The sequence below is a fragment of the Rathayibacter sp. AY2B7 genome (genome assembly GCF_002931635.1).
Taxonomy (GTDB): domain Bacteria; phylum Actinomycetota; class Actinomycetes; order Actinomycetales; family Microbacteriaceae; genus Rathayibacter.
The window spans coordinates 1-16,444 of record NZ_PSUC01000085.1 but is presented as its reverse complement, the minus strand read 5'-3'; the positions used below and the strand labels follow the sequence as shown (position 1 = coordinate 16,444).

Sequence of the window (16,444 nt, the reverse complement as noted above, 5' to 3'; positions counted from 1 at the left end):
GCAGACCGAGACCTTCGACGTCACCCGGCTCGCCGAGATCCTGCTCGAGCTGCGCGGCCGCGTGCACTTCTGCGACATCTGCGGGAACGTGGCGGAGGGGCGGCGGGGTCTCACGCGCCGGTCACGCGGGGGCCGCGCGGCGTGTGGGGCTGCTCCTCGATGAACTGGGCGCCGAGGATCTCGCGGACGACCGCCTCGCCGTAGCGCTGACGGCCGTCGGCGGTCGCCGAGCGGGTCGTGCGGGTGACCGGGCGCGCGGCGGGAGCCGGACGCTCCGCGACGGGGGCGGGCCGCGACGGGGCGGCGGGCTCGGGCGCGGCGGCGGGCTCGCCGGGAGGTGCGACGGTCGCCCAGGAGTCGGGCATCGGCGGCTCGACCGGCGGCATGTCCTCCTCCGGCGGCTCCTCGTCGAACGGGGGCTCGTCGCCGGCGGGAGCGGCTTCAGCGGCGGCGACGGGAGCGGCGCGCACCGGCTCGGCGGCCGCGGCGGGGGCCTCGACCGGAGCGGAGGGAGCAGCCGCCTCGGCCGCAGGGGTCGGATCGGCGGGGATGGCCACCGTGGCCCAGCCGTCGGAGCCGGTCGCGGCCGGGATCGACGCAGCCGGAGCGGGCGCGGCGGTCGCCTCGACGGCGGCGCGCTCGGCCTCGGGGGCGGCGGCGCGCGGCTCGACGCGGGCGATGTACTTCACCCGCAGGCCGAGGACCTGCTGGATCGCCTGACGCAGGTACTCGCTGACTCCGGGCTGCCCAGCGGTTCCCGGCATCTTGAACGACTCGACGTCGTTCTGGCTCGGGAACGAGAGGGTCAGCACGTCGTCCTTGAGGGCGCGCACCTGGGCGGTGTAGGCCACCAGCCAGGCGGTCATCTTCGCCTTCTGCACGACCTCGAGGATCTCGGGCCAGGTGTCCTTCATCCGCTGGAGGGTGACCGCGCCGTCGCCGGGTGCGTCGCCCGCGGTCGCAGCGGGTGCGGAGGCAGCGGGCGTCGAGGCTGGGGCCGCCTCAGGGGACGCAGCGGCCTGATCCGACGGCTCCTGCTCGTCCGGCTCCGGACGAGCCGCCGCGGCGGTCGTCGCGCGGGGGCGTCCTGACTCGGCCGGCGCGGACTCGTCCGCCTCCGGCGCGGCCGCCGTCTCGTCGGGCCCCTTCACCGGCGGCGCAGCGACCGGTTCGGACGCCGTCACCGGCGCCTCGGTGCGCGGAGCGGCCGCGATGGACTCGGGCACCGAGCCGGGAGCGGCGGCGTGCGAGGCGTGGTGGGGCTCGGGCGCACGGGACGGCTCGGACGCGCGCGACGCCTCGGACGACCGCGGAGCGGGCGCCGCGGTCTCGCGCGGCGGGGCCACGTGCCGCGGGCGCTCCTCCTGGGCAGCAGTGGGCGCGATGCCGGCGCCGGTGCCGTGCACCAGGGTGCGGGCGATCATCAGCTCGAGGTGCAGGCGCGGCGAGGTCGCACCGGTCATCTCGGTGAGGGCCTCGTTGACCACGTCGGCGATGCGGGAGAGCTCGGCCAGGCCGAGCGCGCGCGACTGGCCGGCCATGCGGTCGAGCTCGTCCTGCGAGACGCCGCGGAGGACGGCCGAGGCCGCTCCCCCGGTCGCGGCGACGACGATCAGGTCGCGGAGCTTCTCGAGCAGGTCCTCGACGAAGCGGCGCGGGTCCTGCCCCGTCTGGATGACGCGGTCGACCGCTCCGAACGCCTCGGCGGAGTCGTGCTCGGCGAGCGCGTCGACCACCTCGTCGAGCAGGGCGCCGTGGGTGTAGCCGAGGAGGGCGACGGCCCGCTCGTACTCGACGGTCTCGGCCTCGGAGCCGGCCATCAGCTGGTCGAGCAGGGAGAGCGTGTCGCGGACGGACCCGCCGCCCGCGCGGACCACGAGCGGCAGCACGCCGGCCGCCACGTGCACGCCCTCGCGCTCGCAGAGCTCCTGCGTGTAGTCGAGCATCTGCGCCGGCGGGACGAGCCGGAACGGGTAGTGGTGCGTGCGCGAGCGGATCGTGCCGATGACCTTGTCCGGCTCCGTGGTCGCGAAGATGAACTTCACGTGCTCCGGCGGCTCCTCCACGATCTTGAGCAGCGCGTTGAAGCCCTGCGGCGTGACCATGTGCGCCTCGTCGAGGATGAAGATCTTGAAGCGGTCGCGCGCCGGGGCGAAGATGGCGCGCTCGCGCAGATCGCGCGCGTCGTCGACTCCGTTGTGGCTCGCCGCGTCGATCTCGACCACGTCGAGCGAGCCCTGGCCCTCGCGGCTGAGCTCGACGCAGCTGTCGCAGACGCCGCAGGGGGTGTCGGTCGGGCCCGTCGCGCAGTTGAGGCAGCGGGCGAGGATGCGCGCCGAGGTGGTCTTGCCGCAGCCGCGGGGGCCGCTGAAGAGGTAGGCGTGGTTGACGCGGTTGGTGCGGAGCGCCGTCATGAGCGGATCCGTCACCTGGGACTGGCCGATCATCTCGGCGAACGTCTCGGGCCGGTACCGGCGATACAGGGCTGCTACCACCCGACAAGAGTAGCCGCGACCTCCGACACCGGAGCCGGGACGGTGAGACCGGAGCGCGCGTAGCCTCGGTCCCGTGCTCCCGCCGCCTCCGCTCCCCCGCTTCGACGCGGTCGTGCTCGCCGGCGGACGCGCCTCCCGCCTCGGCGGCGCGGTCAAGCCGCTCCTCCGGCACCGCGAGTCGACGCTCCTCGGCACCGCCCTCGCAGCCGTGCGCGGAGCCGAGCGGAGGGTCGTGGCCGGACCGTCGTCGCTCGCACCGGCCGTCGACGGCGCGGAGCGCGTCCAGGAGGATCCGCCGTTCGGCGGCCCGGTCGCGGGCCTGGCCGCCGCGCTGCCCCTGCTCGACCGCCCGGGCGCTCCGGACTGGGTCGTCGTGCTCGCCGCCGATCTCGTCGCCCCCGCTCCCGCCGTGCACACGCTGCTCGAGGTCGCGTCGAACGCCGTCGAGGCCTCCCTCCTGGCCGTCGACGCGAGCGGCCGAGCCCAGCAGCTCCTCGGCGTGCACCGGCGAGCGGCCCTCGTCGAGGCGCTCGCTGCGCTCGGCGATCCCGACGGCGCCTCGGTGCGCGCCCTCCTCCGGGACCTTCCCCCACGGCTCGTGACGGTGCCCGGAGGGACGACCGACGACGTCGACGCGCCCGCCGACGCGCTCCGGCACGGGATCGACCTGCCGGGCCCGCGCGGCGCAGACTGAGCGGATGGACGACACGACCGGCCCCCGCCCCTCCGCCTCCGACGGCGCCCGCCCCACGGAGGAGGTGCTCGCCGGCTGGTGGGCCGAGCTGTGCTCCGCGCTCGGCCTCGGCGAGGTCCCGGTGGACCCGGACGCCCTGCTCGCCCTCGCCGGTCGCGCGGCGCACGGAGTGGTCCGGCCGGCGGCTCCGCTGACCACGTTCCTCGCGGGCTACGCGGCGGGCCTGGCCGGGGGCGGCCGGGACGCGCTCGACGCGGCGCTCGCGGCCTCGCACCGGGCGGTGGACGAGCGTCCGCACGCCTCCTGAGACGCTACTCCACCGGCCTCGATCCGGCACCAGGCCGACGCCGTACGGTTCCCTCGAGTCCCGGCGCCGCGACTCGGACCGAGAGCGGCGCAGGACTCCCGCGGCCGACTGCGCCGCGGTCGTCCATCTGAAGGAGCCCCGCATGTCAGGCAACAGAGCCGTCGCCTACAAGTCCCCCGGAGTCGTCGAGGTCATCGACATCGACTACCCCACCTTCGAGCTGAAGGACGGACCCGGCGTCAATCCGGCGAACATCGGGCGGAAGCTGCCGCACGGCGCCATCCTCCGCACCGTCTCCACCAACATCTGCGGCTCGGACCAGCACATGGTCCGCGGCCGCACCACCGCTCCGTCGGACCTCGTGCTCGGCCACGAGATCACCGGCGAGGTCGTGGAGGTCGGCCCCGACGTCGAGTTCGTCAAGGTCGGCGACATCGTGTCCGTGCCGTTCAACATCGCCTGCGGCCGCTGCCGCAACTGCAAGGAGCGCAAGACCGGCATCTGCCTCAACGTGAATCCGGACCGCCCGGGCAGCGCGTACGGCTACGTCGACATGGGCGGCTGGGTCGGCGGGCAGGCCGAGTACGTGATGGTCCCCTACGCCGACTGGAACCTCCTGGTGTTCCCGGACCGCGATCAGGCGCTCGAGAAGATCCTCGATCTGACGATGCTCTCGGACATCTTCCCGACGGGCTTCCACGGCGCGGTGACCGCCGGGGTCGGCGTCGGCTCCACGGTCTACGTCGCAGGAGCGGGACCGGTCGGACTGGCCGCGGCGGTCGGAGCGCAGCTGCTCGGAGCGGCCGTCGTGATCGTCGCGGACCTCAACGAGGAGCGTCTGGCGCAGGCGCGCTCCTTCGGCTGCGAGACGGTCGACGTCTCGAAGGGCGATCCGGCCGGCCAGATCGAGCAGATCCTCGGCGTGCCCGAGGTCGACTGCGGAGTGGACGCCGTCGGCTTCGAGGCGCACGGCAACGGCGCCGACTCGGGGAAGGAGGCGCCGGCGACGGTGCTGAACTCGCTGATGTCGATCACCGCGGCGGGCGGCGCCCTCGGCATCCCGGGCCTCTACGTCACGGGCGACCCGGGCGGAGTCGACGAGGCGGCCCAGGAGGGCTCGCTGTCGATCCGGCTCGGGCTCGGCTGGGCGAAGTCCCTGTCCTTCACCACGGGCCAGTGCCCGGTCATGAAGTACAACCGGCAGCTGATGATGGCGATCCTGCACGACCGGGTCCACATCGCCGACGCGGTCCAGGCCACCGCGATCAGCCTGGACGACGCTCCCCGCGGCTACGCCGACTTCGACAAGGGCGCCGCGAAGAAGTTCGTGCTGAACCCGAACGGCTACCTGGGATGACCGACGGGGCGGGTCCTGCCCAGGGCCCGCCCCGAGCCCCGGGAGAATGGACGGGATGAGCGCGCACGGGCATGAGGCGACCGACTGGGACGAGGCCAGGCGGATCGTCGGCGAAGCGGTGGCGCGCTCCGGCGTCTCGACCGTCCCCCTCCTCGACGCCCGCGGAGCCGTCCTCGACCGCGCCGTCACCGCCGCCCGGCCGCTCCCCCACTACGACTCCTCGGCCATGGACGGCTGGGCCGTGCGCGGACCCGGGCCCTGGCCGCTCGAGGACGGCACCGCCGCGCCGATCGTCACCGGAGCCGCCGTGCCCGACTGGAGCGACGCGGTGCTGCCGTCCGAGCAGGGCGCGGTCCGCGACGACCTGCTCACGGCGCGGGCGCCCCTCCCGCCCGGCCGCCACGTCCGGCGCGCGGGCGACGAGGCCGCCCGCGGAGCCGTGCTGGTCGATGCCCGGACCCGCCTCACTCCCGCGCACCTCGCCCTGCTCGCGGTCGCCGGGATCGACGCGCTCGACGTCCGCCCGCCCGCCGCGGTCGACCTGCTCCTCACGGGGGACGAGGTCGACACCGAGGGGATGCCGCCCGCCGGACGGGTGCGCGATGCGTTCACGCCGCTGCTGCCCGCGCTGGTCGAGCTCTCGGGCGGAGCCGTGGGAGAGGTCGTGCGCCGCGGCGACGACGAGGAGGCGATCGCACGGACGCTGCTGGCGGGCACGGCGCCGATCCTCCTCACGACGGGCGGGACCGGGCGCTCCCGGGTGGACGCGGTCCGTCGCGCCCTCGATGCGGTGGGCGCGCGCGTCCTCGTCGACGGCGTCGGCATGCGCCCCGGCCACCCGACCATGGCTGCGCTGCTGCCGGGCGGGACGCTGGTGATCGCTCTGCCGGGCAATCCGCTCGCCGCCCTGCTCGCGGCGCTCTCCTTCCTGCCGCCGGCCCTCGACGCGGCGTCGGGCGCCGCTGCCCGACCTTTCGGCCGGGGCGTCCTCGCCGAGCCGCTCGGGCGCGCGGGGACCACGGTGCTCGTGCCCGTCTCCTCCGGCGAGGACGGCTGGCGGGCCTCCGCCGACATCCGCTCGCACATGCTCACCGGTCTCGCCGCCTCGGAGGCCGTGGCCGTCGTGCCCGCACCGGGAGCGGCAGCGGGCGACTCGGTGCGCCTGCTGCCGCTGCCCTGGTGAGGCCTACGCCGCCGGTTCGAGGCGGATCACGACCGACTTCGAGGTCGGCGTGTTGCTGATCTTCGCGGTCGAGTCCAGCGGCACGAGGACGTTCGTCTCGGGGTAGTAGGCGGCCGCGCAGCCGCGGGGCGTGTCGTACGCCACGACGCGGAACGCCTCCGCCCGCCGCTCGACGCCGTCGGGCCACTCCGAGACCAGGTCGACCATCGCGCCGTCCGCGAAGCCCAGCTCGGCGACGTCGTCGGCGTGGACGAACACCACCCGGCGGCCGTCGTGGATCCCGCGGTAGCGGTCGTCCTTGCCGTAGATCGTGGTGTTGAACTGGTCGTGCGAGCGCAGCGTCTGCAGCAGCAGCCTGCCCTCCGGCACCCGCGGGTACTCGAGCGGATTCGCGGTGAAGCGGGCCAGGCCGGAGGGGGTGTCGAAGCGGCGCGCGTCGCGCGGCGGGTGCGGGAGGACGAAGCCGCCGGGCACGTCGATCCGGGCCTCGAAGCCGTCGAAACCGGGGACGACGTTGGCGATGTGCGAGCGGATGCGGCGGTAGTCGTCGCGCAGTCCCGCCCAGTCGACCCGGGGGACGTTCTCGCGGCCCTCGAGCAGCCGCTCCGCGATCCCCGTGAGGATCGCCACCTCCGAGCGCAGGCCCGGGCTCGGCGGGCGCAGGCGGCCCCGGGAGGCGTGCACGGCGCTCATCGAGTCCTCGACCGTGACCCGCTGCTCGCCCGAGCGCTGCACGTCGGAGTCGGTGCGGCCGAGGGTGGGCAGGATCAGCGCGCGCCGGCCGGTGACCACGTGCGAGCGGTTGAGCTTGGTCGAGACGTGGACGGTGAGGGCGAGCGAGCGCATCGCCGCCTCCGTCACTCCGCTGTCGGGCGTCGCCCGGGCGAAGTTGCCGCCGAGCCCCATGAACACGCGGGCCTTCCCGTCGCGCATCGCCCGGATCGCGGCGACCGTGTCCGTCCCGTGCACGCGCGGGGAGGAGAAGGAGAACTCGCGGTCGAGCGCGTCGTGGAAGGAGTCCGGCATCCGCTCGAAGATGCCCATCGTGCGGTCGCCCTGCACGTTCGAGTGGCCGCGCACCGGGCAGACGCCCGCGCCGGGCTTGCCGATGTTGCCGGTGAGCAGGAGCACGTTGACGACGTCCTTGAGCGTCGCGACCGAGTGCGCGTGCTGCGTGAGGCCCATCGCCCAGCAGACGACGGTGCCCTCGGACGCCGCGATCAGCTCGGCGACGGTGCGGATGCGCGTCTCGTCGATCCCGCTCGCCCGCTCGATCTCGTCCCACTGGACCTCCCGCAGCCCGTGAAGGTACTCGGCGAGGCCGCCGGTGCTCTCGCGGATGAAGGCGTGGTCGAAGACGTCGCCGCGCGCCTCCTCCGCCTCGAGCAGCGCCTTGCCCAGACCCTGGAACAGGGCCTGGTCGCCGCCCAGCCGGACCTGGAGGAAGTGGTCGGCGAGGGCCGTGCCGTCGCCCAGGGTGCCGCGGACGGTCTGCGGGTTCTGGAAGCGGAGCAGCCCCGCCTCCGGCAGCGGATTCACGGCCACGATGGTGCCGCCGGCGCGCTTGGCGCGCTCCAGCGCGGTCAGCATCCGCGGGTGGTTCGTTCCGGGGTTCTGGCCGGCGACGATGATCAGCGGAGCCCGCTCCACGTCGCGCAGGCTCACCGAGCCTTTGCCGATCCCGATCGTCTCGGTGAGGGCGGATCCGCTGGACTCGTGGCACATGTTCGAGCAGTCGGGCAGGTTGTTCGTGCCGAAGCCGCGGACCATCAGCTGGTAGACGAAGGCCGACTCGTTCGAGGTCCGGCCGGACGTGTAGAAGATCGCCTCGTCGGGGCTCGCGCAGGCGCGCAGCTCCTCGGCCACGAGGTCGAGCGCCTCGTCCCAGCCCACGGGCCGGTAGTGCGTCGCGCCCTCCTCGAGCAGCATCGGCTCCGTGAGCCGGCCCTGCTGGCCGAGCGCGAAGTCGTCCCACTCCTCCAGCTCCGCGACGGGGTGCGCGGCGAAGAAGGCCGAGGTGACGGTGCGAAGCGTGGCCTCCTCGGCGACTGCCTTCGCTCCGTTCTCGCAGAACTCGGCGACGTGGCGCTTGTCGCCCTCCGGCCAGGCGCAGCCCGGGCAGTCGAAGCCGGTCTTCTGGTTCACCCGCAGGAGCGTCTCGGCGCTGCGCACCGGGCCCATCTGCTTGAGCGAGATCTCGAGGGCGTGGGCGACGCCGGGGATCCCGACGGCGCGTCTCTTCGGCGATCGGACGGAGAGGCGGCTCTCGTCGATCGGACTCTCGCGGGGCTCGGCGTCATCGACCATTCCTGCATCGTACGTCCGCACCCCGGCATCGCTCCCGGTTCCCGGTGGGAGGATGACCTCCACCGCCTGAGGAGACCTATGAGCCGCAGTGTCGCCCGCACCCGCCTGACCGCCGTCCGCGCCGACGATCCGCCCCGCCGTCGCGAGGACGTCCTGGCCGTCGAGGAGCCGCTCGAGATCCGCGTCGGCGGACGTCGCTTCAGCGTGACCATGCGCACGCCCGGCGACGACTTCGACCTGGTCGCGGGATTCCTGGTGTCCGAGGGGGTGCTCACCGAGTCGGAGCAGCTGGCGGCGATGCGCTACTGCGCGAGCGGCTCCGGTCCGGGCGAGAACACGTACAACGTGGTCGACGCGAGCGTCCGCGGCGGGCGGGAGGCCGTGCTGCTCGAGCGCGAGCGGTCGGTGTACACGACGAGCTCGTGCGGAGTGTGCGGGCTCGCGTCGCTCGAGGCGGTCGCCACCGACTCGGCGTGGAGCGTCGCGGAGGACGACCTGCGGGTCGAGCGGGAGCTGCTGGTCTCGCTCCCCGATCGGCTCCGCGAGGCGCAGGCGGTGTTCGAGCGGACGGGCGGCGTCCACGCGGCCGGGCTGTTCGACGCGGCCGGCTCGCTGCTGGTGCTCCGAGAGGACGTCGGGCGGCACAACGCCGTGGACAAGGTGGTCGGCTGGGGGCTCCGGGAGGGGCGGCTGCCGTTGCGGGGGACGCTGCTGCAGGTGTCGGGGCGCGCATCGTTCGAGCTGGTGCAGAAGGCCGTGATGGCCGGCATCCCCCTGCTCGCCGCGGTCGGTGCCCCGTCGTCGCTGGCGGTGGACCTGGCTCGCGACTCCGGCCTCACCCTGATCGGCTTCAGCCGCGGCTCCGGCTTCAACCTCTACGCGGGCGACGCGCGCCTGCTGCCCTGAGCCGGGCTCCTCAGCCGGCTCCTGCGGATGGAGCAGCCCGCACAGCGGCCGCATCGAGATCTCCTCCCTCGCGCTCGGTGGGACTCGATACGCCGCGTCCCGCGGCTACTCGACCAGCAGCAGGGCCCGAGTATTCGGAAGAGGGCCACGACCCGGAATCGCGTGCGAGCGATTCAGGGCAGCCCGACGCTCCACGCTCTGCGGAACGCAATCCCTGAGGGGCCGACCGCGGTCGTGCAGCGGGTCACCGCTGCACGACGAGCAAGGACCGCCGCGTGCCAGCGATTCAGGGCAGCCCGACGCACCCCGCTCTGCGCACCGCAGGCCCACGAGAAGCCCACCGCGGTCGCACAGCGGGCCACCGCTGCACGACGAGCGAGCACCGCCGCGTGCGAGCGATTCAGGGCAGCCCGACAGGATCCGCTCCACGGGAGCCACCACCCCCGGAAGCCGACCGCGAGTCGTGTCGCGGCTCCGCCGCTACACGACCGACAAGCTCTGCCGGGCGATCTCCAGCTCCTCGTTCGTCGGGATCACAAGGACGGCGACGCGGGAGTCGTCGGTGGAGATGCGACGGGCGCCGCGGTCGGAGGACGTGTTGCGCTCGGGGTCGAGCTCGATGCCCAGGCCCTCGAGGCCGCGGAGGGCGCCGGCGCGGACGGCGGCGACGTTCTCGCCGACTCCGGCCGTGAACACCACGGCGTCGACGCGGCCCAGCTGGGCGTAGAAGGCCCCGATGTAGTGGCGGAGGCGGTGGTAGTAGACCTCGAGCCCGGCGCGGGCCTGCTCGTCGCCGGCCTCGGCCGCCTCCTGGACGTCGCGCATGTCGCCGCGACCCGTGAGGCCGAGGAGGCCGCTTCGGCGGTTGAGGAGGGTGTCGAGCTCGTCGATCGAGAGGCCCGCCTTGCGGGCCAGGTGGAAGACGACGGCCGGGTCGAGGTCGCCGGAGCGGGTGCCCATCACCAGACCCTCGAGCGGGGTCATGCCCATCGAGGTCTCGACGGAGACACCGCCGTCGACGGCGCAGGCGGACGCTCCGTTGCCCAGGTGCAGGACGATCGTCTTCAGGTCGGAGCGGCGGCGGCCGAGGTAGGCGGCGGCGGCCTCCGAGACGAACTTGTGCGAGGTGCCGTGGAAGCCGTAGCGGCGGACGCGGTGCTTCTCGGCGAGCTCGGCGGGCAGCGCGTAGGTCGACGCCTCGGCCGGGATCGTGTGGTGGAAGGCGGTGTCGAAGACGGCGACGTGCGGGACGTCCGGGAAGGCCTTCTGCGCCGCCTCGATGCCCTCGAGGTTGGCGGGGTTGTGCAGCGGGGCGAGGTCGGCGAGGTCCTCGATGTTGATCTTGACCAGGTCGGTGACCACGGTGGGCTCGAAGAAGCGCTTGCCGCCGTGCACGACGCGGTGGCCCACGGCGACGGGAGGGAACTCGTCGAGGCTCGGGCCGTGCTCGCCGAACGCGCGGATCATCGCGTCGAAGCCGGCGGTGTGGTCGGGGATCGGCCCCTCGATCTCGAACGACTCCCCGTCGCGGGTGTGCTTCGTGCGGCCGGTGTCCTCGCCGATCCGCTCGACGAGACCGCTGGCGAGCGTCTCCTCGGTGGTCATCTCGATGAGCTGGTACTTGAACGACGACGATCCGCTGTTGACGACGAGGACGACGGACATGAGGGGACTCCTGGGGTGATCGGGGTCGGGAGTGGCAGCGGCGGGGTCGCCGCTAGCGCACCACGGGGATGGCGGCGGTGGGCGGGACGATGGCCTGGGTGGCGGCCTGGATGGCCGTGATCGCGACGGTGTTGACGATGTCCTGCACGAGCGCGCCGCGCGAGAGGTCGTTGACCGGCTTGCGCAGACCCTGGAGGACCGGTCCGATGGCGACGGCGCCGGCCGAGCGCTGCACGGCCTTGTAGGTGTTGTTGCCCGTGTTGAGGTCGGGGAAGATGAACACCGTCGCGCGCCCGGCGACCTGGGAGCCGGGCATCTTCGAGGCCGCGACCGCCGCGTCGGCCGCCGCGTCGTACTGGATCGGGCCCTCGACGAGCAGGTCGGGCCGGCGCTCGCGCACCAGAGCCGTCGCCGCGCGGACCTTCTCGACGTCGGCGCCGGCTCCGCTCTCGCCGGTGGAGTAGGAGAGCATCGCGATGCGGGGGTCGATCCCGAACTGCTGGGCGGTCTCGGCGGACGAGATCGCGATGTCGGCGAGCTGCGCCTCGGTGGGGTCGGGGTTCACCGCGCAGTCGCCGTAGACCAGCACGCGGTCGGCGAGCGCCATCAGGAACACGCTCGAGACGACGGAGACGCCCGGGCTCGTCTTGATGATCTCGAAGCCGGGGCGGATGGTGTGCGCGGTCGTGTGCGCGGCTCCCGAGACCATCCCGTCGGCCAGGCCGAGCTGCACCATCATCGTGCCGAAGTAGGAGACGTCCGTGACGGTGTCGTAGGCGTGGTCGTAGGTGATGCCCTTGTGCGCGCGGATGCGGGCGTACTCCTCGGCGAAGCGCGCGCGGTGCTCCGGGTCGAGGGTGCTCAGCACGCGGGCGCCGTCGAGGTCGAGGCCGAGGCCCGCCGCACGGGCGCGGATCTCGGCCTCCTCGCCGAGGATCGTGAGCCGGGCGATGCCGCGCTTGAGCACGGTCGCGGCGGCGCGGAGGATCCGGTCGTCGCCGCCCTCGGGCAGGACGATGTGGCGGTCGGCGATGCGCGCGCGCTCGATCAGCCCGTACTCGAACATCAGCGGCGTGACGACCTCGGACCGGCCGACGTCGAGGAGGGTGAGCAGCTCGACCGCGTCGACCGCCTCCTGGAAGAGGGCGAGGGAGGTGTCGCGCTTGCGCGGGGAGTCGGCCGCCAGGCGGCCGCGGGCCGCGGTGACGCGGACGGCGGTGTCGTAGGTGCCGAGCTCGGTCATCACGATCGGCACGCGGCTGTCGACGCCCTCGATCAGCCGGACGATCGGCTCCGGCAGCTCGAAGCCGCCGTTGAGAATGATGCCGGTGACGGTGGGGAACGTGCCGGAGGCGTACGCCATGATCACGGCGAGGACGACCTCGGGCCGGTCGCCGGGGACGATCACGACGCCGCCCTCGGTGAGCCGCGGCAGGACGTTCACCATGGACATGCCGGCGATCACCACGCCGAGCGCCTCCCGGCCGAGCAGCTCCGGATCGCCCGCGACGACGACGCCGTCGACCGCCTCGACCAGGCGGGACAGGCTCGGAGCGACGAGGAACGGATCCTCGCGGATCGCCCAGACCGGGACGGTGGCGGGGATGCTCTCGCGGATCGCGGCGACGGCGTCGGCGGCGGTGTCGGGATCGGCGCGGTTCGCGATCACTCCGATGAGGCTCGCGTGGGCCGTGCGCAGCTCGACCGAGGCGAGCTCCGTGATCTGGCGCATCTCCTCCGGCGTGCGCGCGGGCGCCTGGCCCAGCTGCTCGCTGCGGGACGAGTCCCGGCCGGTGAGGACGAGCAGGACCGGAGCGCCGAGGTTGGCGGCGATGCGGGCGTTGTAGCCGAGCTCGGTGGGGCTGCCGACGTCCGTGTAGTCGGAGCCGAGGATGACGACGGCGTCGCACCGGGCCTCGACGCCCTTGTACCTCTCGACGATCCGCGAGAGCGCCGCCTCACCGTCGGCGTGGACGTCCTCGTAGGTGACGCCGATGCAGTCCTCGTAGGCGAGGCCCGAGTCGGAGTGGCCGAGCAGCATCTCGAGCACGTAGTCCGGCTCGGAGGTGGAGCGGGCGATCGGGCGGAAGACGCCGACCCGCTGCACCTGGCTGCTGAGCGCATCGAGGACGCCGAGGGCGACCGTGGACTTGCCCGAATGACCTTCGGCGGACGAGATGTAGATGCTCTGAACCATCGGATCCAGCCTACCGAGGGGGTCCCTCCGCCTGGCTGAGTAGAGGCCAGGGATGGGAGGGCGTGCATGGCGCGCGGCTGTGGAGGAGCGTCCGCAGTCGGTAGGGCCTCGTAGCGGCTGTGCGGCGGTCCATCGGCGGAGCAGGCGGGCCGGATAACGGAAGAAGACCCCCCGCGCACCCGCCAGAGCCCGGTTACCCTTGCTGCGTTTCCGCCCTGGGGGAGTTGGCCTGGATGGCGCCACGCGGGGAGCCGGGTGACAGTCTAACCGACGACGGCGGCCGAGGAGAGCGGGGCGTGTCGGTGTCGTGGTCAGCGGGAGCCTCCGACACCGGCTAGTATCGATGAGTCGCGGCTCAGGTCGTGCCAGGAGGATTCGCCTAGTGGCCTATGGCGCACGCTTGGAAAGCGTGTTGGGTGAAAGCCCTCGGGGGTTCGAATCCCCCATCCTCCGCGAACGGTGTCCGTTGCTCTCGCCAGCACGGGCACCGTTTTGTTTAACCGGTGCGGGCGATCGTCGAAGCCCGGTCGACCGGTGCGGGCGTCCATCGGAGCGGCGCGCTCACGCAGCGCCGGGTTCGCGCCGCCGGCGCACACGCAGCCGTAGCCGACGACGTCGCGCCGAGCAGGCGCCGCCGATCGACGGGCGCGCGCCGGGCGCGCGGGATCAGCCGTAGAGGTGGTTCGTCCGCGCGCAGGAGTCGGAGCAGAACGCGCCTCGGCGGGCGACGAGCGGGGCCGAGCAGGCGGCGCAGACGGGGTGGAAGAAGAGTGCGGCTATGGATCGCGACATGGTCCGACCGTAGGTGCCGGTCCCGGATCGTGCCCGTCGCCATCCGTATTACGACAACGCGGACGACAGGACGGCGGTACGGACCCTCCGGCGACGCCGACCGTCAGTCGGCGATGCGCTCGAGCCATTCGTCGAGCAGGAGCCGCTCCCCCGCGCTGAGGGGCTCGATCTGCGGCAGCGCCGTCCGCAGGGCGACGGCGTGCGCGACGACCGCACGGGCGGCGGGATCGGTGGGGCCCGCCTCCGCCGTGGTGATCGCCGCGAGGACGGACTCGCGCGAGCGGGACGAGAGCTCGTCGTCGGGGTCGGCGAGGGCGGTCAGCGTGAGGGTGCAGCCGAGCGCGGCCGACTGGAGCAGGCGGGAGGCACGCTCGACGTCGACGGTGAGGCGGCCGGCTTCGGCGACGGCCCGGACCGCGTCGAGGAGGACGCCCCGGGACAGGCGCGCCGCCTCCGACTCCTCCCCCGGCCGTGCGGTGAACATCAGCGCGTAGAGGTGCGGTTCGGCGAGTCCGAAGGCGACGTGGTGATCCCAGGCGGCACGGAGCGCGTCGACCGGGTCGGCCGGCGCCTCGCTCCGCTCGAAGTCGGCGAGGGCCGTGGCGAATCCGGCTGCCGCGGCCGAGTCGAGCAGCCCGCGCAGGTCGCCGAACGTCCGGTAGATCGTAGGGGCCTGCACCCCCGCCGCCGCGCTGATCGCCCGCGTCGACACCGCGTCGCGCCCGCCGTCCGCCAGCAGCTCGACCGTCGCCCGGAGGATCCGCTCCCGCGTCGTCCCGCTCTCACTCATGCTACCGACGCTAACATGCTCCCGTTAGCGCCTCGTCTCCCCGAGCGGCCCGGGTCGCGTCAGCGCCGTCGGGCGGTCCCGAAGATCCCGCGGACCACCTCGCGCAGCAGCGTCCTGCCGGCGCTCGAGCCCAGCACCTCCTCGACGACCGTCTTGTCGCGGCGGGTGGTGCGGGTCCCGCGGGAGGTCGGTGCCGTGCGCCGTCGGGAGCGCTCGGCGGCCTGGTCGGCGGCGCGCTCGGCGGCGGCCCGCTCCTTCGCGCGGCGGGCGGCGTCCGCGGTCTCCTCCTTGGCGCGACGCGCGTCCTCCTTCGCGCGGCGGGCGTCGTCGGCGGCCTGCTGCTCGGCGGCGGCGCGGGCCTCCTCGGCGTCGGCGGCGGCGTCGAGCCGGCGGGTGAGGATCTCGCGGGCGGAGTCGCGGTCGAGGGGCGTTCCGTAGCGCGCGAGGAGCGGGGACCTCTGGACGCTCGCCTCGCGGTCGGCCTCGGGGGTGGGCTTCATCGAGCCGAGCGGGGCGCGGAGGCGCGTCCAGGCGACCGGAGTCGGGGCGCCGCGCTCGTTCATGACCGTCACGATCGCCTCGCCGATGGGGAGCGCCTGGAGGACCTCGCCGAGGTCGTAGTCGCTCTCGGGGTAGGTCGAGACGGTGGCGCGGAGGGCCTTCGCGTCGTCCGGCGTGTGCGCGCGGAGCTGGTGCTGCACGCGGGAGCCCAGCTGGGCGAGGACGTCGCCGGGCACGTCCTTCGGGGTCTGCGTGACGAAGACGATGCCGACGCCCTTGGATCGGATGAGGCGCACGGTCTGGGTGATCGCGGCGAGGAAGTCCTTCGACGCGTCGCGGAAGAGCAGGTGCGCCTCGTCGAAGAAGAAGACGAGCTTCGGCTTGTCGAGGTCGCCGACCTCGGGCAGGTCGTTGAAGAGGTCGGCGAGGAGCCACATCAGGAAGGTGGAGAACAGAGCCGGTCGGTCGGCGACTCCGGGGACCTCGAGGAGGCTGACGACGCCGCGCCCGTCGGCGGCGAGGCGGAGGAACTCGGCCGTGTCGATCTCGGGCTCGCCGAAGAACACGTCGGCGCCCTGGTCGGCGAACGCGATCAGCTCGCGGAGGATCACGCCGGCGGTCGCCTTCGACAGCCCGCCGAGCTCGGCGAGCTCCGCCTTGCCCTCGTCGCCGACGAGGTAGGTGAGCACGGCGCGGAGATCGGACAGGTCGACGAGCGGGAGACCGGCGCCCTCGGCGTAGTGGAAGACGAGGCCGAGGCTCGACTCCTGCGTGTGGTTGAGGCCGAGCACCTTCGCGAGCAGCAGCGCGCCGAATCCCGTCACGGTGGCGCGGACGGGGACGCCGGTGCCGATGCCGCCGAGCGCGAAGTACTCGGCGGGGGCCGCCTCCGCCCGCCAGTCCTGGCCGATGCCGCGGGTGCGGGCGAGCAGCGCGTCGGTCGCGGTGCCCGGAGTGGCGAGGCCGGAGAGGTCGCCCTTGATGTCCGCGGCGAAGACGGGGACGCCGTGGGCCGAGAGCTGCTCGGCGAGGACCTGCAGCGTCTTCGTCTTGCCGGTGCCGGTCGCGCCGACGACGAGGCCGTGCCGGTTGAGCATGCCGAGCGGGATGCGGACGGGCACGTCGATCCGCGCGTCGCCGTTGACGAGGGCGCCGAGCTCGAGGGCCGGGCCGGTGAACGCGTACCCGGCGCGCACGGCGTCGACGGCGCTCTCGGGGAGCGGGCCGGGGGCCGGGGCGGGCGCCGAGGG

The 16,444-nt window shown here is 73.8% G+C and carries 12 protein-coding genes, 1 tRNA gene, 1 other RNA gene and 1 pseudogene; 7 read left to right on the top strand and 8 right to left on the bottom strand.

Translation table 11 applies throughout. The annotated features are described in order from the left end of the window. Window positions 1-97: pseudogene (locus C5C27_RS18595) on the top strand (recombination protein RecR); the annotation flags it as partial. 13 nt (window positions 98-110) lie between these two features. Here the strand turns inward: C5C27_RS18595 and C5C27_RS13040 are convergent. Beyond that, complete coding sequence (locus C5C27_RS13040) at window positions 111-2,495, bottom strand: DNA polymerase III subunit gamma and tau (RefSeq protein WP_104314596.1); 2,385 nt, start codon at window positions 2,493-2,495, stop codon at window positions 111-113. A gap of 73 nt (window positions 2,496-2,568) precedes the next feature. Between C5C27_RS13040 and C5C27_RS13035 the strand changes: the two genes are divergently transcribed. The 4 genes from C5C27_RS13035 (at window position 2,569) to C5C27_RS13020 (ending at window position 6,036) form a co-directional block, all read left to right on the top strand. After that, complete coding sequence (locus C5C27_RS13035; RefSeq protein WP_258066736.1) at window positions 2,569-3,189, top strand: molybdenum cofactor guanylyltransferase; 621 nt, start codon at window positions 2,569-2,571, stop codon at window positions 3,187-3,189. Between the two features lie 4 nt (window positions 3,190-3,193). Then, window positions 3,194-3,496 (top strand): DUF6457 domain-containing protein, encoded by a 303-nt coding sequence (locus C5C27_RS13030; protein WP_219812223.1) that lies wholly within the window; start codon window positions 3,194-3,196, stop codon window positions 3,494-3,496. Window positions 3,497-3,638: 142 nt separating this feature from the next. Then, window positions 3,639-4,853 (top strand): formaldehyde dehydrogenase, glutathione-independent, encoded by a 1,215-nt coding sequence (fdhA, locus tag C5C27_RS13025; protein WP_104225123.1) that lies wholly within the window; start codon window positions 3,639-3,641, stop codon window positions 4,851-4,853. Between the two features lie 55 nt (window positions 4,854-4,908). Continuing rightward, window positions 4,909-6,036, top strand: coding sequence for a molybdopterin molybdotransferase MoeA (locus C5C27_RS13020; RefSeq protein ID WP_181133537.1), 1,128 nt, complete (start codon window positions 4,909-4,911; stop codon window positions 6,034-6,036). A gap of 3 nt (window positions 6,037-6,039) precedes the next feature. On the opposite strand, the gene C5C27_RS13015 is transcribed toward C5C27_RS13020, so the two are convergent. After that, the gene (locus tag C5C27_RS13015; protein WP_104314594.1) at window positions 6,040-8,343 is read right to left on the bottom strand and encodes an FdhF/YdeP family oxidoreductase; all 2,304 of its coding nucleotides are present in this window, start codon (window positions 8,341-8,343) and stop codon (window positions 6,040-6,042) included. Between the two features lie 78 nt (window positions 8,344-8,421). Between C5C27_RS13015 and fdhD the strand changes: the two genes are divergently transcribed. Next, a complete protein-coding gene (fdhD, locus tag C5C27_RS13010; RefSeq protein ID WP_104314593.1) occupies window positions 8,422-9,249 on the top strand; it encodes a formate dehydrogenase accessory sulfurtransferase FdhD in 828 nt (275 codons plus the stop codon). A gap of 480 nt (window positions 9,250-9,729) precedes the next feature. Here the strand turns inward: fdhD and C5C27_RS13005 are convergent, their stop codons facing one another. From C5C27_RS13005 to ffs, 3 genes are all read right to left on the bottom strand, one after another. Then, window positions 9,730-10,914 (bottom strand): acetate/propionate family kinase, encoded by a 1,185-nt coding sequence (locus C5C27_RS13005; protein ID WP_104227458.1) that lies wholly within the window; start codon window positions 10,912-10,914, stop codon window positions 9,730-9,732. A gap of 52 nt (window positions 10,915-10,966) precedes the next feature. Further along, window positions 10,967-13,111 carry a phosphate acetyltransferase gene (gene pta / locus C5C27_RS13000; protein ID WP_104227473.1) on the bottom strand — a complete coding sequence of 715 codons (2,145 nt, stop codon included), beginning with the start codon at window positions 13,109-13,111 and terminating at the stop codon, window positions 10,967-10,969. Window positions 13,112-13,270: 159 nt separating this feature from the next. Then, window positions 13,271-13,367, bottom strand: an RNA gene (gene ffs / locus C5C27_RS12995) — signal recognition particle sRNA small type. Window positions 13,368-13,479: 112 nt separating this feature from the next. Between ffs and C5C27_RS12990 the strand changes: the two genes are divergently transcribed. Continuing rightward, window positions 13,480-13,564, top strand: a tRNA-Ser gene (locus C5C27_RS12990). Window positions 13,565-13,777: 213 nt separating this feature from the next. Here C5C27_RS12990 and C5C27_RS18590 read toward each other — a convergent pair. From C5C27_RS18590 to C5C27_RS12980, 3 genes are all read right to left on the bottom strand, one after another. Further along, window positions 13,778-13,903: a hypothetical protein gene (locus C5C27_RS18590; RefSeq protein ID WP_258062666.1), complete on the bottom strand. Its 126-nt coding sequence runs from the start codon at window positions 13,901-13,903 to the stop codon at window positions 13,778-13,780. Between the two features lie 103 nt (window positions 13,904-14,006). Beyond that, window positions 14,007-14,693: a TetR/AcrR family transcriptional regulator gene (locus tag C5C27_RS12985; protein ID WP_104227474.1), complete on the bottom strand. Its 687-nt coding sequence runs from the start codon at window positions 14,691-14,693 to the stop codon at window positions 14,007-14,009. Window positions 14,694-14,752: 59 nt separating this feature from the next. Next, the coding region (locus C5C27_RS12980; RefSeq protein WP_258066734.1) for a DUF853 domain-containing protein at window positions 14,753-16,444 on the bottom strand (1,692 nt) is incomplete at its 5' end.